This is a genomic window from Methylobacterium sp. Leaf100, assembly GCF_001422845.1.
Taxonomy (GTDB): Bacteria; Pseudomonadota; Alphaproteobacteria; order Rhizobiales; family Beijerinckiaceae; genus Methylobacterium.
Map to the genome: position 1 here is coordinate 107,170 of NZ_LMMW01000061.1, position 17,788 is coordinate 124,957.

13 protein-coding genes are annotated in these 17,788 nt (G+C 72.2%); 7 read left to right on the forward strand and 6 right to left on the reverse strand.

What is annotated here, in order from left to right:
- Positions 1 to 205 precede the first annotated feature (205 nt).
- The gene (locus ASF25_RS19140; RefSeq protein ID WP_244473099.1) at positions 206 to 2,380 is read left to right on the forward strand and encodes an exopolysaccharide transport family protein; all 2,175 of its coding nucleotides are present in this window, start codon (positions 206 to 208) and stop codon (positions 2,378 to 2,380) included.
- Entirely contained in the window at positions 2,381 to 3,697 is a 1,317-nt protein-coding gene (locus tag ASF25_RS19145; protein ID WP_210168834.1) for a VpsF family polysaccharide biosynthesis protein, read from the forward strand.
- A gap of 6 nt (positions 3,698 to 3,703) precedes the next feature.
- On the opposite strand, the gene ASF25_RS19150 is transcribed toward ASF25_RS19145, so the two are convergent.
- Positions 3,704 to 5,089: a cellulase family glycosylhydrolase gene (locus tag ASF25_RS19150; protein WP_244473100.1), complete on the reverse strand. Its 1,386-nt coding sequence runs from the start codon at positions 5,087 to 5,089 to the stop codon at positions 3,704 to 3,706.
- A 22-nt stretch (positions 5,090 to 5,111) separates the two neighbouring features.
- The gene (locus ASF25_RS19155) at positions 5,112 to 6,302 is read right to left on the reverse strand and encodes a DUF1972 domain-containing protein (protein ID WP_056165756.1); all 1,191 of its coding nucleotides are present in this window, start codon (positions 6,300 to 6,302) and stop codon (positions 5,112 to 5,114) included.
- A 222-nt stretch (positions 6,303 to 6,524) separates the two neighbouring features.
- Between ASF25_RS19155 and ASF25_RS19160 the strand changes: the two genes are divergently transcribed.
- Complete coding sequence (locus ASF25_RS19160; protein ID WP_056306476.1) at positions 6,525 to 7,691, forward strand: glycosyltransferase; 1,167 nt, start codon at positions 6,525 to 6,527, stop codon at positions 7,689 to 7,691.
- Here ASF25_RS19160 and ASF25_RS19165 read toward each other — a convergent pair.
- Positions 7,652 to 8,125, reverse strand: coding sequence for a flavin reductase family protein (locus tag ASF25_RS19165; protein ID WP_056165752.1), 474 nt, complete (start codon positions 8,123 to 8,125; stop codon positions 7,652 to 7,654). The two genes, ASF25_RS19160 and ASF25_RS19165, sit on opposite strands and share 40 nt — an antisense overlap.
- Positions 8,126 to 8,374: 249 nt before the next feature.
- The gene (locus ASF25_RS19170; protein WP_200918678.1) at positions 8,375 to 9,757 is read right to left on the reverse strand and encodes a hypothetical protein; all 1,383 of its coding nucleotides are present in this window, start codon (positions 9,755 to 9,757) and stop codon (positions 8,375 to 8,377) included.
- Positions 9,758 to 10,121: 364 nt separating this feature from the next.
- Between ASF25_RS19170 and ASF25_RS19175 the strand changes: the two genes are divergently transcribed.
- Complete coding sequence (locus ASF25_RS19175) at positions 10,122 to 11,813, forward strand: thiamine pyrophosphate-binding protein (RefSeq protein WP_056306477.1); 1,692 nt, start codon at positions 10,122 to 10,124, stop codon at positions 11,811 to 11,813.
- A 10-nt stretch (positions 11,814 to 11,823) separates the two neighbouring features.
- Here the strand turns inward: ASF25_RS19175 and ASF25_RS19180 are convergent, their stop codons facing one another.
- Positions 11,824 to 12,708, reverse strand: coding sequence for a branched-chain amino acid aminotransferase (locus ASF25_RS19180; protein ID WP_056306478.1), 885 nt, complete (start codon positions 12,706 to 12,708; stop codon positions 11,824 to 11,826).
- Positions 12,709 to 12,755: 47 nt separating this feature from the next.
- Positions 12,756 to 13,211 carry a cupin domain-containing protein gene (locus ASF25_RS19185; protein ID WP_056165745.1) on the reverse strand — a complete coding sequence of 152 codons (456 nt, stop codon included), beginning with the start codon at positions 13,209 to 13,211 and terminating at the stop codon, positions 12,756 to 12,758.
- 429 nt (positions 13,212 to 13,640) lie between these two features.
- On the opposite strand from ASF25_RS19185, the gene ASF25_RS19190 reads away from it, so the two are divergent.
- From ASF25_RS19190 to ASF25_RS19200, 3 genes are read left to right on the forward strand one after another with little or no spacing between them, the layout of a single operon-like run.
- Positions 13,641 to 14,933: an aminotransferase class I/II-fold pyridoxal phosphate-dependent enzyme gene (locus ASF25_RS19190; RefSeq protein WP_056306479.1), complete on the forward strand. Its 1,293-nt coding sequence runs from the start codon at positions 13,641 to 13,643 to the stop codon at positions 14,931 to 14,933.
- Between the two features lie 36 nt (positions 14,934 to 14,969).
- Positions 14,970 to 15,965 carry a homoserine O-succinyltransferase gene (locus ASF25_RS19195; RefSeq protein ID WP_056306480.1) on the forward strand — a complete coding sequence of 332 codons (996 nt, stop codon included), beginning with the start codon at positions 14,970 to 14,972 and terminating at the stop codon, positions 15,963 to 15,965.
- Positions 15,962 to 17,773, forward strand: coding sequence for a long-chain-acyl-CoA synthetase (locus tag ASF25_RS19200; RefSeq protein WP_082502953.1), 1,812 nt, complete (start codon positions 15,962 to 15,964; stop codon positions 17,771 to 17,773). The genes ASF25_RS19195 and ASF25_RS19200 overlap by 4 nt, the downstream gene beginning before the upstream one ends.
- Positions 17,774 to 17,788 lie beyond the last annotated feature (15 nt).

The window sequence follows — 17,788 nt, forward strand, 5'->3', positions numbered from 1 at the left end:
TTCCCTTTCCGGCTGAAGTCTTCCCCAATTCTTCACGCCCCGCCGACGAAACGGACGCGGGACGTGACGATCAATTAAGCATCGATCGATTAACTCTGGGCACGGGCGGGAGCCGGGCCCGCTCCGGGTCGGGCCTTCACCGACGTTTGACCTCCTTCGCGCGGAGTATGGGCCGGGTCGCGGACGCATGCATGGAGTTCCGCCTGTGAACCATCAGTGGCCAAGCGTCCGACCGGCCGAGCGCGACGCGGGCCGCGCGGCCGTGCTGATGCCCTACGTCGCCGACCGGCCCGAGACCGTGGGCAAGGACACCGCGGCCGACATCGGCGACCTCTGGCGCATCGTGGTGCGCCGCCGCTGGATCGTGCTCGCGACGACGGCGGCCTTCACCGTCGCCGCCCTGGTGTACGGCCTCCTCGCGACGCCGCTGTACTCCGCGAATTCGCAGCTCCTCATCGATCCGCGCAACCGGCAGGTGGTCAACCACGACCTCAACGAGAGCGCCGCCGCGGCGGATGGCGGCGTCACCATCGTGGAGAGCCAGGTCAGGGTCATCGAGTCCGACGCGGTGCTCCTGCGCGCCATCGCGGAGGTGGGCCTGGAGGACGATCCCGAATTCGGCGCGCCGGCGGCGGGCCTGGTGCAGCGGACCGTGCAGAGCCTGAAGGATACGCTCCTCGGCCCCTCCGAACCGACCCTGCGCAACCACAAGACCCTCGCCCTGCAGAAGCTCCGGCGCAAGCTCGCGGTGAAGCGGGCCGACAAGGTGTTCGTGGTCGACATCGTCGTGACGGCGTCGACCCCCGACAAGGCCGCCGACATCGCCAACGCCATCGCGCGCGCGTACCTCGCCGACCAGGCCGAGGCCCGCTCCAACGGGGCCAAGCGGGCCGCCGGCGAGCTGCGCGACCGTCTCGAGGGCCTGCGCGCCGACGTCGGCGCGGCCGAACGGCGCCTCGAAGCGTTCAAGGCGGCGAACGGGCTGATCTCGTCGAGCGGCCGCCTCGTCAGCGAGCAGCAGCTGACCGACAGCAACGCCCGCCTCGTCGCCGCCCGCGACCGCACGGCCGAGGCGAAGAGCAAGCTGCAGAACATCGCCACGGCGCGGGGCGCGGCCTTCGACACCAGCACCCTGCCGGAGGCGATCCGGTCGCCCACCGTCGAGCGCCTGCGCGCGCAATACGCCGAGCTCGCCGCCAAGGAGGGCGACCTGCGCACGCAGCTCGGCCAGCGCCATCCCTACATGGCCGCCATCCGCACCCAGATGGGGGACGTCAAGCGTCTCATCGATGCCGAGCTCGCCCGGATCACCAAGGCGGCCGAGATCGACGTCCAGCGCGCCCGGGCCGCCGAGCGCCTGCTCACGGACAACCTCGAGACCCTGCGCGGCGAATCGGTCCAGACCAGCAAGGCCGCGGTGCAGCTGCGCGAACTCGAGCGCACGGTCCAGGCGAGCCGGTCGGTCTACGACACCTATCTCGTGCGCTCCCGGGAGATCGCCGAGCAGGCCACCATCGATACCGCCAACACGCGCGTGATCTCCTGGGGCCTGCCGCCGGAGGAACGCAGCTGGCCCCTGCGCGGCTTCCTCCTGGCGGCCGGTTTCGTCGGCGGCCTTGGCGTCGGGGTCGGCGTCGCGATGGTGAGCGAGTACCGCCGGCCGACGCTGCTCTCCGCCCGGCAGTTCGAGCGGCTCCTGAAGGCGCCCGTGCTGGCGACGTTCCCGCCCGCGCCCGCGTCCGACTCCGCTGCCTGTCAGAAGGAGGCCACCGTCGCCCTCGACACCCTGCGCAGCCACGGCAGGGTTCAGACGAGCGTGAATCCGAAAGGCATGACTCCGAGGAGCATCGGGCAGAACGGCATGGAGCGCGCCCTCATCGTCGCCGTGGCGGCCGGTGCGGGAGACGGCGCGGCGCAGAAGGCCGTGATCGAAGTCCTGTCGGCCACGGCGGCGGCACAGGGAGACCGGGTCCTTACCATCGAGGCCGATCTCGGCGGCCGAAGCCGCGGCAGGAGCGGGCTCCTCGACGTGCTGAGGGGCGAGAAGGGCCTCTACACCGTGGTCTCCACGGATGCGGCCACCGGCGCGTGCTGGCTCGGGATCGGCAACGGCAACAGGGCGACGCGGGGAACCTTCGACCGCGCCAAGGTCGAGGCATTCCTCAACGAGGTCGGCGAGCGCTTCGATCTCGTGCTGATCGATTGCGGCATCCTCTCCTCCAACACGCGCCTCGGCGCCGTGGTCGGCGCGGCGGACCGGCTCGTGGTCGTGGCCCGGGCCGGACGCACCCTGCAGGCGGACCTCGTCGACCTCGACCGGGTCGCCGCGGCCATGGGGCGACCGGCCTTCGGCGCCCTGCTCATCGACGACCGGGCCTGAATGTCGAGCCGCGAGGGGTTACGCGGCGAGGTCGCCGGGCGGGGCGGGAGCCCCGGCTGGAGCCCCGGCGCCCGCGCGCGCCTCCGGGCCCTTCCGGACCCTGCCGTCGCGGTCCTGACGGTTCTGGTCTTCTGCCTCTCGGGCGGAATGCTCTGGACCATCGCCGGCATCAATTACGACGGCCTCACCGGCTCGCCCGTCCAGAAGATCCATCCGGCCACCTACGCCGCCGTCCTGCTCCTCGCGTGGACGCTCCTGCGTGCCGGCAATCCCGTGGCCAACGCGGTCACGATCCTGGAGCACAGGCCGGCGAGCGCGTTCCTCGGCCTCATGGGCACCGCCCTCGCCCTCCAGATCAGCCTGCGCGGCGGCGCGGGCATCGCCGGCGCCATCGACACGTTCCTGCTGCCGAGCCTGACGTTGATTCTCCTCGGCGGCTGCGACGGGCGCAGCCTCGCCCGGCTGGAGACCCTGGTGCACGTGCTGATGGCCGCGAATGCGAGCCTCGGCCTCGTCGAATTCGTCGGCGGCGGGCCGTTCTTCCCGTTCCGCCTCGACGGCCTGCTTCTCGAGAACGACACCCGCTCGGTGGCCCTGCAGGGCCACCCCCTGACCAGCGCGACGCTCACGGCCTGCTACGTGATCGCCCTGGCGGCGGGCGGCGGGTCGCTCGATGCCGTGCGGCGCCTCGCCATGCTCGGGTTGCAGACCGTCGCCCTCGTCACCTTCGGGGGACGCTCGGCCATCGTCGTCACCCTGGCCCTCGGCGGCGTCCTGGCCGGCCGCGGACTGATCCGGGCCGTGACGCGCGGGCGCATCCCGCTGCTCGCCGTCGCGGGGGCCGCCTTCGCCATGCCGCTGTTCACCCTGGCCCTGGCCGGCCTCGTCGGCCTCGGCTTCTTCGACGCCCTCATCGGGCGCTTCGTCGACGACGGCGGCAGCGCCAACGCCCGCGTCCTCGTCGTCGAGCTGTTCAACCGTCTGTCCTGGCGCGAAGTCGTGGTCGGCCCGGACCCGACCATCATCGACAGCCTGCGCCGCATCAACGGCCTCGCCCTGGGGCTCGAGAACCCCATCGTGCGGATCGTCCTCTACCAGGGCGCGATCATGACCGCCCTGCTCACCGTGGCCGTCGCGCTGTTCCTGGTCGAGCTCGCGCGCCGGTGCCGCCCCGGCATCGCCATGCCGATGATCGCCTTCGTGTTCCTCGTGAACACCTACGAGAGCCTCGGGGGCAAGACCACCCTGATGGCGAAGTTCGCCATCCTCCTCGTCGCCCTGTACCGGCCGACGCCGGCTTCGCGCCGCGCCGGATAGGCCGCGTCAGGGCGAAGAGGTCCCGGATGGCGATGTCCCGGATGGCGATGCCCCGGATGGAGCCCCCCCGGGTGGAGCGGGGAGGCCGAGGGCGCCGAGGAGTGCCGGATCGAGGCTCCGCGTCTCGCCCTGCACGAGGCCCATGCCGTCGAACAGGTTCCAGAACGCCCAGGGGAAGCCCGCCGCCTCTGCGCTCCGGCGCACGTCGCCGACGTAGCGCGCCCGGTCGGCCGCCCCCGAGGCGACGTAGCGGTGATCGCTGCGCAGGGCCCCGAACTCGCCCAGGAGGATTTCGCCCGTCGGGATGCCGTGGCGCAGGGCCCAGGCCCGCACCGGGGCGAGCCCCCGGTCGAGGAAGCCGCGATCGGGCCGGGCGGCGAAGTACTCCGCGAGCTTGAGTTCGGTCTCGGCGTAGGCCGTCGCCTTGCGGGCGGCCGGGAGCGCGGCATCGCCCGCCATGCGGCGGCGAACGGCCGCGAGGGTCGCGTCGAGGCGGCCGGCGGAGGCCGGCCACGGCACGGCGTTGAGGGCGCGGTAGATCGGCTCGTCCATCCAGGGCGCGCCCTGGTGGCTGAACAGGTAGGGCTCGTAGAAGTGGAAGGTGTAGAGCAGGGGCCGGAACGCCGTCAGGGCGGCCGGATCGAGGGCGGTGAGCCCGTCGACCAGGCTCCCGCAGGCGCCGGTGGCGACGAGGGTCAGGGCGGGCGCGGCGGCCCGCGCAGCGCCGAGGAGGCCGGCCTGGATGCGCCCCCACGCCTCCGCGCCGCAGGCCTGGGGCGGCTCGTTCACAGGCTCCAGGGCGACCCGGCCCTGCGGGTGGCGCGCGAGGGCGCGGGCGAGTTCCGCCACGAGGTCGCGGTAGGCGTCGAGCAGGGGCGCGTCGGGGCCGCCGTATAGGGCCTCCGGCGTGTAGTGATGCGTCGCCGCGTTGGCGTGGAGGTTGAGGACCACGGTGAGGCCCTCCGCCAGGGCCATCGCGACGGCGGCGTCGAGCATGCCGAACAACACGGCGCGGGTCCGGCCCGTGAAGAACAGGAACGGTCCAGGATCGATGGGCAGGCGCACGAAGTCGAAGCCCGCACGCGCGAGGCCGGCGAGGTCCGCCCGGGTCGGGACCGGGCGGTCCGGATCGAAGGCCGGCCAGGCGTAGTCCGTGCGCGGGGCCGGGTACTCACGGGTGAGGGAGAACCACGGCCAGAGGTTGATTCCGCGGCGCAGGACGACGGGCTGCGCCGACGGGGTCTCCCTCGGCGCAGCAGGCCCGGGCGAGACCGGTCTGGCTCGCACAGGCTCCCGCCCGAGGGCCGCCGGCATGGGGTGTCCGGCGAGGCCGCCGGCCGCGAGTCCGGCGGCGATCACGCCGCGCCGGGTGGGCGGCACGCGCCCGGTCATCGGCCCCGATTCTCCCGCGGACCTAGACGGAGGTCCGCGACGCACCGGAGCCGAGGCGTGCGGCGGCGACCTCGGCGGAGCGGACGGGCACATGCGGCGCGCCGACCTGGCGGATCATGGTTTCGTAGGCTTCAAGAATGTCCGTCCACGTGAAGTTCAGGGCTTGGCGGCGCGCCCCCGCCCGCGCCCGGTCCAGGGCCGCGTCGTCATCAAGGAGACGGGTGATCTCGGCCTCGCACCCGTCGGCATCGCGAAAGTAGCTCTGGTCCGCGCCGGCGGTGACGCGGTTGAACGGATTGTCGTGGGCGATGATGGCGCTGCCGGCCCAGAGGGCCTCGACCAGGGACGGGTTGGTGCCCCCCACCGTGTGCCCGTGCAGGTAGGCCCGGGCGTGGAAGCGCAGGGCACCGACGATCCCGGCCTCGTAGATCGCCCCCGGGAACACCACGTCGGCGCTAGCCGCGGCCCGGATCCGCCGGTGATAGGGATTGTCGTCGCGCAGCTCCCCGACCACCACGAGCTTGGCGTCCCGACGCTTGCGCGAGAACGCCTCGACGATGGTGAGGATGTTGTTGTCGGGTTCGATCCGGCAGATCGAGACGAGGAAGCGTCCGGGCTCGACCCCGAAGGCGGCCAGCGGCGCGCGCGGAGCGTCGGTCACGGGGTCGCCCCCATACGGGATGGTGCTGATCGCACTGCGCGACCGGCGGGTGGCGACATGGTCGGCGATGGCCGGATGGTCGGCGACGAGGTGGTGCGACGACCAGGCGGCGATCCACTCGTTGACCCAGAACCAGGCCCGCACGGGCAGGGACCATTTCGGCCGGCGCCACTCGATGCCGTCCATGTTCGTGATGATGCGGCGCCCGGCGAGGCGCAGGAGCGGCAGGAACACGGCGCCGTTGTAGCCCAGCACCAGGCTGACCGCGTCGCGCTCGGCCGCGTGGCGGACGCATCGGTAGTCGAAGTCGAGGGTCGCCTTGGGGCCGCGGGTGGCGACCTGCACGTGGATGAGCTCGATGCCGCGCCACGTCTCGCTGCGGAACCGCTCGGTCACCGTCTCGACCTCGTCCTGGCAGTAGACGCCGACGGACCAGCCGCGCGCGACGAGGAACAGGGCCAGGCGCTCGGCAAACGTCTCGAAGCCACCGTGATCGGCCGGGAGTCCGCGCGTTCCGAGTATCAGGAGCGCGGGAGCGGGCGGGGTGGTCATGGAATGTCACCTTTGCCGGATTTGCAGGATCGTGCCGGGGTTGCACGATCGACCGCCGTCTGTGCGCGGGCATGCCCTCACGGCACCGTGCTGTGTCATTCTTTAACAAAGGATCCATAGAGACCGATCCAACGAGGTCTGTCCTGATCTCTCCGGCGACGCACGATGTCGGAAACGATCCGTGTCGGAAACGATCCTCGGCATCCCGGGAAGAGCTCCCCCATGCGTATCACGTGCGTTCACCAGGGGTTCGAACTCTACGGGTCCGACCGCAGCTTCATCGAGACGGTCCGGGTGATGCGGGCGACGTGGCCGGACGCCGTCATCGACGTGGTCCTGCCGCGTCACGGCCCGATCGTCGTCGCCCTGGAGCCCCTGGCGAGCCGCATCCACGTCGAGCCCCTGTGGATCCTGCGCCGCCGCGACCTGCCACGGCTCGCGACCCTGGGTCTCCTGACCCTGCCGGTGGCCGTTGGCCGCGCGATGCGGCGGATGGCGCGCAGCGACCTCACCTACGTCAACACCTCCGTGGTCACCGACTATCTGCTGGCGGCCCGGTTCTTCCGCCGACGCTGCCTCGTCCACGTCCACGAGATCCCGCAGGGCCTGGTGCGGACCGTGCTGCGCGGACTGATCGGGTGGGCCGGCTGCGGCGTCATCTTCAATTCGCGGGCGACGCAAGCCGCCTTCGCCCCCCCGCCCGGCCGCCCGGGGACCGTGGTCTACAACGGCATCGCCGATCCCGGCCGGCCGAAGGCCGCGACGTATCGGGGCGACCGCCCCTTGCGCGTGCTGATGCTGGGCCGGATCAGCCGGATCAAGGGCCAGGACGTCATGGTCGAGGCCCTCGCGCGCTTGCCCCGGGGAACCCGCGACCGGATCGCGGTGCGGATCGTCGGCAGCGCCTTCGAGGATGAGGCGCGGGAGCACGCCCTCGCGGCGCGCATCGCGGAAGCCGGCCTCGCGCGGACCGTCGAGCGGCTGGCGTTCACGCCGGACCCGGCGGAGCATTTCGCCTGGGCCGACATCGTCGCCGTGCCCTCGCGGCTGCCGGAATCCCTGGGCCGGGTCGCCATCGAGGCCATGGCCTCCGGCATTCCGCCCGTGGTCTCGGACATCGGCGGCCTGCCGGAAGTGGTGGAGGACGGGGTCACCGGCTGGCTCGTTCCGCCGGGCGACGCCGCCGCCCTCGCCAAACGCCTCGCATTCCTGGTGAGCGAGCCCGAGGCCTGGGCCGGTTTTCCCCGGGCCGCGCGGGCGCGCTACGTCAACGTCTTCGCCGAGGCGGCCTCGGCCGCCGGCATGGTGGCGTGCTTCCGCGGGGTTCTCGAGGGCGGCGCCCCGCTGGATCAGGCCAGCGGCAGGCTGCCGAAGCGGCCGAGCCGGTAGACCAGCGCGTCCGCGTCCTCGTTCGCGATCCGCACCTCGCCCACGGCACCGAGCAGGATCGCGTGGCTGTGGCGCTCGATCACCTCGTCGAGGGTGCAGTCGAGGATGGCCTGTGCCCCGGCGAGGCCCGAGGCCCCCGACGGCATGGCGACCCAATCGGCATCGGCGTAGCGGGCCGCGCCCTTGAGGCCGCCGATTCCGGCGAAGCGCTCGGCCACCGCCTGGTGCCCGGCCCCCAGGATGTTGATGCAGAAGTGCCGCCGGCGCGCGATGACGGGCCACGCCGAGACCGCCCGGTTGATGCAGACCAGCATGGTCGGCGGCTCGACGGAGAGCGAGACCGCTGAGGTCGCCGTCAGGCCGACGCGCTCCTCGCCGGAGCCCGCCGTCACCACCACGACGCCGCCGGCGAGGCGCCGCATGGCCCGCTTCATCAGCGCGGCGCCGGCGAGCGGCGGGACGTCTCGGACCGGACTGCTCAATGTGCTCTCCTGCCCGGGCACCGCGCCCGCTCTCTGTTCATCCGCCGCCGGCCCGGGAGACGCGATCCCCCGGTCGCCGCGCGGCGCGACGGACTCACTCTGTTTCAGGGGCCGGCGCCCGCGTCACATGGGAAAATCGCCGCGCGCCTTCATCCGGATTCGTCGTGCGGCATACCCTATTTCGTCGCGCTGGCTACCCGTTCAGGTCCGCACGGGCGCGCGCCCGTTCCGAAGCCCCGTCCGCGCGGGGGCCGCCGGATCGCCCTCGCGGGGCGCCTCCGCCTCCGACACGATGGCGGCGGCGGCCAGCACGGCACCGTCGGCGCGGCGTGCGAGGCGGCGGAAGTTGAGGACGTACCACAGGCAGCTGGCGAGTTCAGAGGCGATCAGACCCAGCAGCGCCGTGTGCGACGGCAGGCTCAGCAGCATCGGGATCATGATGGAGAACCCGAGCAGGGCGGCGCCGATGGCGCCCCAGGCGATGGAGCGGAACGCGGCCGAGGCTTCGAGGTAGGTGCGCGGAATCGCGTAGAGCAGGGAGATCGTCGTCACGGCCCAGATTCCGAGCCCGATCCAGGCCATCGGCTCCTGGCCGAACCGCCCCTTGAAGAGAACCTGCTCGATGAGCGGCAGGGCGAACCACATGGCCGCGCCGTAGACGAGGCAGCCGAGCGCGATCACCGCCGTCGAGCGGACGACGATCCGGTCGGCCTGCCTGGCCTGCCCGGTGGCGAGCAGCCCGGTCACCTCCGCCAGGACCATGTTGACCAGGGCGTTGGTGGGGATGCGCAGGGGGGCGAACAGCACCAGGGTGGCGGCGATCGGCGCGTAGGCCGCCGGGCCGACGATGGCGGCGAAGGCCAGGGTCAGGCCCTGGCCTTGGACGATCATGCTGGTGACCCCGGTCAGCGACCACAGCAGCGTCCGCCAGAGGCCGACGTAGCGCCGCCACAGGGACCGGCGCAGGGTGATCCGGAGGGGCTGACGCAGGGCGACGTAGGAGACCACGATGCCGCAGGCATGGGCGAAGGCGAGGGCCAGGAAGGCGTGATCGAGGGCGGACGCATCACCCGCGTACAGGATGGCGAGGGTCAGGGTCAGGCCGACGCCCGCATAGACCCCGTCGCTCATCCCCGCGATCCGGGCGGATTTCCGGGCGAGCAGCACGAGGCGCAGGTAGCTGCGGAACGCGTAGAGGGCGACGAACGCGCCGGCGCCCAGCGCCCCGGCGACCCCCATGACGGGGATGAGGAGCGCCAACGCCAGGGCGGCCATGCCGAGGCAGAGCGCCAGGGCGCCCGAGCCGAACACCACGTCGTAGCCGCGCTCAGCCGGCCGGCCGAGGCTGCGGGCGATGTGCAGGGTCGCCGGGACGGCGACGAGGGCCCGGATATAGGCGAGCCCCACGGCGCCCCCGGTGAACACGATGGCGAACAGCCCGTAATCGTGCTGGCTCAGGATCCGCACCAGGGCGATGTTCAGGGCGAAGTGGAACAGGCTCTGGATCAGCTCGCCCGACAGGATCACGGCGAACCGGCCGCCGAACCCGCCCCGCGCGACCGGCGGCGCGGCCGTCTTGCCCACGGGGCTGCCCGCCGCACGGGGCGCGCGTCGAGTCGGCAAAGCGGATTTCAACGCTCGGATCATGATGCAACGGTTCGCGTGGGCTCGCGGGTCTTAGGTTCGCGTGGGCTCGCGGGTCTTACGCGCGAATCTTGGCGCGGGACTCGGCGCGGGTCTTGGCGCGGGTCTCATCTGCTCCACCACCGGCGAAAATCTTTAAGGATGCCTCTCTAGGATCGGCAAATCGATCGGAGACCGACGTTCCGCCCGGACGCGGGCATCGCCACGAGAGCCACGCCGAACCTCGGCCGGTGCGACGTCGCGGCTGCGCCCGCCACCGAACCCGCCCCCACGCGACGCCGTCGCCCGCGATCCGGATTGCCGCATGCCCGCCCCCGTCTCAGACGCGTCCCCCCGGTCCGCCGCCCGGGCCCTGGTCGACCAGCTCGCCGTCAACGGCGTCGACCACGTCTTCACCGTGCCGGGCGAGAGCTTCCTGCCGGTCCTCGACGCCCTCTACGAATCGCGCATCCAGGTCACGGTCTGTCGCCAGGAGGGCGGCGTGGCGATGATGGCGGAGGCCTACGGCAAGGCGACGGGCCGGCCGGGCGTGTGCTTCGTGACCCGCGGCCCCGGCGCCACCAACGCCTCGGCGGGCATCCACGTGGCCCAGCAGGACTCGACGCCGATGATCCTGTTCGTCGGCCAGATCGAGCGGGCCTTGCGCGACCGCGAGGCGTGGCAGGAGATCGACTACCGCGCCGCCTTCGGTCCGATCGCGAAATGGGCCGCCGAGATCGACGACGCGGCCCGCGTGCCCGAATACGTCTCGCGCGCCTTCCACGCCGCCACCGGCGGCCGGCCCGGTCCGGTGGTTCTCGCCCTGCCCAAGGACATGCTGAAGGACACGGCGACCGGGCCGCTCGCCGCCCCCTGGGTCGCCGTCGAAGCGGCGCCGGGCGCGGAGGAGATGGAGCGTCTCGCGCAGCTGCTGGCCCAGGCCGAGCGCCCGTTCCTGCTGCTCGGCGGCAGCCGCTGGAGCGAGGCGGCGTATCGCGACATCCACGCCTTCGCCGACCGGTTCGACCTGCCCGTCGCCACGAGCTACCGCCGCCTGCCGCTGTTCGATCCGCTCCACCCCGCCTATGCGGGCGATCTCGGGTTGGCGGCCAACCCGAAACTCGTCGCGCGCGCCCGGGCGGCCGATCTTCTGATCGTGGTGGGCGGGCGCCTCGGCGAGGTCCCGAGCCAGGGCTACGATCTCCTCGCCATCCCGAATCCCGCCACCCGTCTCGTCCACGTGCATCCGGGCCCGGAGGAACTCGGCCGGGTCTACGTCCCGCACCTCGCCATCAACGCCGCGCCCGCCCGGATGGCCGCCGCCCTGGCGCGCCTCGCCGCGCCCGCAGCCCCCCCTTCCTGGGTGGCCCAAACCCGGGCCGGGCACGCGGAGTACCTCGAGTGGAGCGAGGCGGCGACGCCGCAGCCCGGCGCCGTGAACCTCGGCGCCGTGATGGTGCACTTGCGCGAAACGCTGCCCGCGGACGCGATCCTGTGCAACGGCGCCGGCAACTACGCCGCCTGGATCCACCGCTTCTACCGCTTCCGGCGCCCGGCCACGCATTTCGCCCCGACCTCGGGCTCCATGGGCTACGGCGTGCCGGCGGCGGTGGCGATCAAGCGGCTCTACCCCGACCGCACGGTGATCGCGCTGGCGGGCGACGGCGACTTCCTGATGACCGGGCAGGAATTCGCCACCGCCGTGCAGTACGACCTGCCCCTCGTCTGCATCGTCTGCGACAACGCCAGCTACGGCACCATCCGCATGCACCAGGAGCGGGATTTCCCCGGCCGGGTCTCGGCCACCGACCTGCGCAACCCGGACTTCGCCGCCTATGCCCGCGCGTTTGGCGGGTTCGGCGTCACGGTGGAGCGCACGGAGGACTTTCCGGCGGCGTTCGCGGCGGCCCTCGCCTCGGGCCAGCCGGCGATCGTCCACCTGAAGATCTCGACGGACGCGATCTCGCCGGGCCTGAGTCTGACGGCGATCCGCGAGAAGGCGCTGGCGGCCGGGTGAGGCGCGCCGCCTACCGGCGCCCGTGGGCGAAGTCCCAGTAGAGGGCGCGGGCGCGGCGGAACACGGGGCCTGGCTCGAAGCGGACCTCGTCGAGGCCGGTGACGGGGGCGACCTTGGCGAAGTTGCCCGCCGTGAACACCTCGTCGGCGGCGAGGAAATCGTCGTACGACAGGGTCCGCTCCACCACGGTGACGCCGTCCGCCCGCAGGAGCGCGATCACCCGGGCCCGGGTGATGCCGGCGAGGAACGTGCCGTTGGGCACCGGCGTGTGCACCACGCCGTCCCGGGCGAGGAACGCGTTGGCGTTGGCGAATTCCGCGATGTTGCCGAGCCCGTCCCGCATGAGGCAATTGCCGAAGCCCCGCGCCTGCGCCTCCATCAGCGCCCGCGCGCCGTTGGGATAGAGGCAGCCGGCCTTGGCATCCACCGGCGCCACCTCGATGGACGGCCGGCGGAACGGCGAGAGGGTCGCCCGCACGCCCGTCGGCACCGGCATCGGCGCGTGGTAGAGCGACAGGCACCAGTTGGTGGACTCGGGGTCGAAGCGCACGCCGCCGGCGAATCCGAGTTCGGCCCAGTACATCGGGCGGATGTAGAGTTCCGCATCGTGCGGGAACCGCGCCAATCCCTCCCGCACCAGCGCGTCCCAGCGTTCGACCGCGACCTTGGGCTTCAGCCCGAGGGCCACCGCCGAGCGGTTGACCCGCGCGAGGTGGAGGTCGAGGTCGGGGGCCACGCCTTCGAAGGCGCGCGCGCCGTCGAACACCGTCGATCCGAGCCACGCCCCATGCGTGCGCGGCCCCATCATGCGGACGTTGCCGGGATGCCAGGCCTCCTCGAAATAGGTCCAGGTCTCCTCGAAATGGGTCCGGGTGTCGGGATCGGGCGCCGTCATGGCTCGGGGTCTCGGGCGGGATGGGAAGACGGGATGGGGCGGCGTTCTCAGGCGGCCTTGGCGGGGCCGACCTGGAAGCCGCCGGAGGAGCCCTTCATCATCCTGACGAGGCGGTCGAACGCCCGGATCACGAAGGCGGCGGGCCGCGGCAGGGTCCGGCGGCAGAACGCGACCTTCTTGACGTAGGTCTCGACGTGCCAGTGGCACACCGAACCGTGGGGCAGGAACAGCACGTCGCCCGGCCCGTAGGTCTTGGCCGGGTTGTGCCCGTCCGAGATCGTCGCCGAACCTTCGAGGAAGTAGATGGTCTCGTCGATGTCGTAGATCCACTCGAACTCGCCCGCGGTGCAATCCCAGACCAGGGTGCTGGCGAGACCGTCGGCGCTGCGCGACAGGGTGGCGTTGCGGGCGAGCGGGTTGCCCACCCGGATCCAGCCCGGCTCGATGGGGGCCGCCCGCAGCTCCACGGACGTCACGGACGGAATGATCGGTTTCGTCGCCACACGCGCTCTCCCACACCACGATCGGATCGGCACTCGTGGATCGTCACGAGGCTGTTGCGCAAGCAAATGCCATAGTTCCACGCCACGGCAAGTCCGCATTCGCCGGATACTTAATGGATGGACAGAGATCGCAAAGCTTAAACCATGACCGGTCGCAGTTGTCGCAAATCAAGACTCCCGCCCCATCGGGGCCGTTCCGACACGGAACGGTCGAATCCGGAAGGACGACCGCCCCCCGCGGGTCGGCGGCCGGTGGGTCGTCGCGGATCGGCGCACGCTCCTCATGCGAGAAGGAAGATTTAACCAAGTCTTCGACGCGTTTCCGTTCATCGTCTTTGTCAATGATATGTCCCGATTCGACGCGCAAAAGCTTGGCCTGCACCTTGCTGTGAGGTCGCCGAGCTCATCGTGCCGAGACGGACACGCTCCATGCGCAGTGAAACCATCGCCGTCCATGCCGGCTTCGATCACGATCCGACCACGCATGCCGTGGCGGTCCCGATCTACCAGAGCGTGGCCTACAGCTTCGACAGCGCCGATCACGGCGCGGCGCTGTTCAACCTCGAAGAGGAGGGCTACCGCTACAGCCGCATCGCCAACCCGACGGTGGCCGTGCTGGAGAAGCGCGTGGCCGAACTCGAGGGCGGGCACGCGGCTTTGGCCGTGGCCTCGGGCCAGGCCGCCCTGCACTACGCCCTCGCGACGCTGGCCGACCACGGCGGCAACATCGTCTCCGTGCCCCAGCTCTACGGGACCACGCACACGCTGCTGGCCCACGTGCTGCCGCGCCAGGGCATCCAGTGCCGCTTCGCCGCGAGCGACGATCCGGCCGAGATCGCCAAGCTCATCAACGACGACACCCGTGCGGTCTACTGCGAATCCATCGGCAACCCCGCCGGCAACATCTGCGATATCGAGGCGCTGGCCGCCGTCGCGCATGCCCGGGGCGTGCCCCTGGTGGTCGACAACACCGTGGCGACGCCGATCCTCCTGCGCCCCATCGATCACGGCGCCGACATCGTCATCGCCTCGCTGACGAAGTTCATGGGCGGGCACGGCACCACCATGGGCGGTATCATCGTCGATTCCGGCCGGTTCGACTGGGCGGCGCAGGCGGAGCGGTTCCCGATGTTCTCGGTGCCGGACGTGTCCTATCACGGCCTCGTCTACGCGACGCATTTCGGCAAGGGCGCTTTCGTCGCCCGCGCCCGCAGCGTCTACCAGCGCACCACCGGCGCCGTGCTGCCGGCGCTCTCCGCGTTCCTGCTGCTCCAGGGCATCGAGACCGTGGCCCTGCGCGTCGAGCGCCACGTCGCCAACGGCCGCAAGGTCGCCGAATTCCTGCGCGCCCATCCGGGCGTCGCCTGGGTGAACTACGCCGGCTTCCCCGAGAGCCCGCACCACGCCATGGCGCGGAAGTACCTCGGCGGCGAGGGCTCGTCCCTGCTCACCTTCGGCCTGCACGGCGGCTTCACGGCCGGCAAGGCGTTCTACGACGCCCTCAGGCTGGTCAAACGCCTCGTCAACATCGGCGACGCCAAGTCGCTCGCCTGTCACCCGGCCTCGACCACGCACCGGCAGATGACGCCGGAGGAGCAGCGCACGGCCGGCGTGTTCCCCGAGATGATCCGCATCAGCGTCGGCATCGAGCACATCGACGACATCGCCGCCGATCTCGATCAGGCGCTCCGGGCCGCGACCGCCCTCGCCCACGCGGCCTGAGCGCCCCTCACCGTTCGCCCCGGAGTTGCCGTCGCGATGCTGGATCACGCCCCTTCCGAAGTCCCCTCCCCCCGCCCGGGCGACGGTTCGGGGCTCCGTGCGGACACGCCGTCGCGGGCGGTCCCCGTGCCGCCCCTGCGGATCGGCCTCCTCAACAACATGCCGGACGCCGCCTTCCTCCAGACCGAGCGGCAGTTCCGGCGCCTCGTCGGCCCGCAGGCGGTGCTCAGTCTGTTCGCGTTCCGCGACCTCCCCCGCGCGGGCCTCGCGGCGGCGCACGCGCGGGCCCACTACGAATCCCATCGCGCGCTCCCCGGGGCGGGGCTCGACGCCCTCGTGGTGACGGGGTGCGAGCCCGTCGCCCCGCATCTCGAGGACGAGCCGTTCTACGCTCCCTTGAGCGCCGTGGTGGATTGGGCGGCGGAGAACACGGTCTCGACCCTGTTCTCCTGCCTCGCCTCGCACGCGGCGGTGCTCCACCGCGACGGCATCCGGCGCCGCCCCCGCACCGCCAAGCTCTCCGGCGTCTACCCGTGCGCGTGCACGCCCCATCCCCTGCTCGCGGGCCTGCCGGACTCCGTCGCGGTGCCGCATTCGCGCTGGAACGACCTGCCGGAGGACGAGCTCGTGGCGGCGGGCTACACCGTGCTGCGGCGCTCAGACGCCATCGGGGTCGACCTGTTCGTGCGCGAGGCCGGCAGCCTGCTGGTGTTCCTCCAGGGCCATCCCGAATACGACACCGCGAGCCTCGCGCGCGAGTACCGCCGCGATGTCTTCCGCTTCCTCGACGGCCAGCGCGCCACCCTGCCCGCCCTGCCGGAGAACTACTTCTCGGACGCCGCCGCCGCCCGCCTCGACGCTTTCGCCCGCCGGGCCGCGGCCGAACGCCGGCCGGACCTGTTCGCGGCGTTTCCGGACCTCGCCGACACGCCGCTCCGCCCCCCCGCCTGGCCGGACGACGCGGACCGATTGTTCCGCAACTGGGTCGCCTACGTCGCCCGCCACCGCGCCGACAGCCGGGCCGTCCGATGAGGTCCGGCGCCGCGCCGCAGCCTCCGTCGGCCGCCATCCCCCTTGCGCCTGCGCCCCGCCCGCCCTCGGCCACGTCCGGCTGGGTCGCGGCCCTCGCCCGCACGGCGCGCATCGAGGCCGAGCCCGAGCGCACCTTCCCGCGCGTCGTCGACGAACTCGCCGCGCGTTACGGCGCCGCGCCGGCCCTGATCGGCACCGACGAGACCCTGAGCCACGCGGACCTCGCCGCACGCCAGAACCGCTACGCCCGCTGGGCCCTCGGCCGGGGCCTCGCCAAGGGCGAGACCGTCGCCCTGCTCATGACCAACCGGCCGGATTACCTCGCGATCTGGCTCGGCCTGACCCGCGTCGGCGTGCGCGTCGCCCTGCTCAACACCAACCTGCGCGATCGCGGCCTCGCCCATTGCGTCACGGTGGCGGCCCCCCGCCTCGCCATCGTCGAGACGGCTCTGGCCGCGGCCTGGGCGAGCGCCGCGCCGCATCTGGAGGCGGCGCCCGCGATCCTGTGGCAGGGACCGGGGGCGGGGTCCCTCGCGGAAGAGTCCGAAACGCTGTCCGGTGCCCCCCTCGAACCCGGCGAAGCCCCCGCCGTCGGCGTGCGCGACGAGGCCCTGCTCATCTACACCTCCGGCACCACCGGCCTGCCGAAGGCCGCGCGGGTGAGCCACCACCGGGTGATGATGTGGACCCACTGGTTCGCCGGCCTCGTCGACCCGACGCCGGACGACCGGATGTACAATTGCCTGCCGCTCTACCACAGCGTCGGCGGCGTGGTGGCGCCCGGCAGCGTGCTCGTCGGCGGCGGCGCGGTGGTGATCCGGGAGAAGTTCTCGGCGAGCCGCTTCTGGCGCGACGTCGTCGAGACCCGGTGCACCCTGTTCCAGTATATCGGCGAATTGTGCCGCTACCTCGCGGCGGCCCCGCCCGACCCGTTCGAGGGCCGCCACACCCTGCGTCTGTGCACCGGCAACGGGATGCGGCCGGACGTGTGGACGCGCTTTTCGGAGCGCTTCGCCGTGCCGCGCATCCTCGAATTCTACGCGGCCACGGAAGGGACGGTCTCGCTCTACAACGTCGAGGGCAAGCCCGGCGCCGTCGGCCGCGTGCCGCCCTTCCTCGCCCGGCGCTCGCCCGCCCTCATCGTGCGGCACGACGTCGAGACGGGACTGCCCCTGCGCGACGCCGCCGGGCGCTGCGTGCCGGCCGGGCCCGACGAGGCGGGCGAGCTCCTGGGCCGGCTCTCGGCCAAGGCCGAGCACAGCTTCGAGGGCTACACGAGCGCGGGCGAGACCAGCGCCAAGATCCTACGCGACGTGCTCGCCCCCGGGGACGCCTGGATGCGGACCGGCGACCTCATGCGCCGGGACGCCCAGGGATTCTTCTACTTCGTCGACCGGATCGGCGACACCTTCCGCTGGAAGGGCGAGAACGTCGCCACCACCGAGGTGGCCGAGGCCCTGGGCCACTGCCCCGGCGTGATCGAGGCCAGCGTCTACGGCGTCGCCGTGCCGGGTGCGGAGGGGCGTGCCGGCATGGCCGCCCTGACCATCGGGCCCGGCTTCGACCTCGCCGCCCTGCACGCCGCCCTGACCGCCCGCCTGCCGGCCTATGCCCGGCCCCTGGTGCTGCGGATCGTGGCCGATTTCGCCCACACGGCGACCTTCAAGCAGAAGAAGACCGTGCTGGCGGCCGAGGGCTTCGACCCGGCCCGGATCGCCGATCCGCTCTACCTCGAACGCGAGGGCGGCTACCGCCCCCTCGATCCGGCCCTGTTCGGGGCGATCCGCGCGGGCACCGTCCGCCTGTAGAACGGGATCGGCGCC

Coding starts and splice junctions, on each gene's coding strand:
- ASF25_RS19145 (WP_210168834.1), top strand. CDS start 2,381: ATGTCGAGCCGCGAGGGGTTACGCGGCGAGGTCGCCGGGCGGGGCGGG.
- ASF25_RS19150 (WP_244473100.1), bottom strand. CDS start 5,089: ATGACCGGGCGCGTGCCGCCCACCCGGCGCGGCGTGATCGCCGCCGGA.
- ASF25_RS19155 (WP_056165756.1), bottom strand. CDS start 6,302: ATGACCACCCCGCCCGCTCCCGCGCTCCTGATACTCGGAACGCGCGGA.
- ASF25_RS19160 (WP_056306476.1), top strand. CDS start 6,525: ATGCGTATCACGTGCGTTCACCAGGGGTTCGAACTCTACGGGTCCGAC.
- ASF25_RS19165 (WP_056165752.1), bottom strand. CDS start 8,125: ATGAAGCGGGCCATGCGGCGCCTCGCCGGCGGCGTCGTGGTGGTGACG.
- ASF25_RS19175 (WP_056306477.1), top strand. CDS start 10,122: ATGCCCGCCCCCGTCTCAGACGCGTCCCCCCGGTCCGCCGCCCGGGCC.
- ASF25_RS19180 (WP_056306478.1), bottom strand. CDS start 12,708: ATGACGGCGCCCGATCCCGACACCCGGACCCATTTCGAGGAGACCTGG.
- ASF25_RS19190 (WP_056306479.1), top strand. CDS start 13,641: ATGCGCAGTGAAACCATCGCCGTCCATGCCGGCTTCGATCACGATCCG.
- ASF25_RS19195 (WP_056306480.1), top strand. CDS start 14,970: ATGCTGGATCACGCCCCTTCCGAAGTCCCCTCCCCCCGCCCGGGCGAC.
- ASF25_RS19200 (WP_082502953.1), top strand. CDS start 15,962: ATGAGGTCCGGCGCCGCGCCGCAGCCTCCGTCGGCCGCCATCCCCCTT.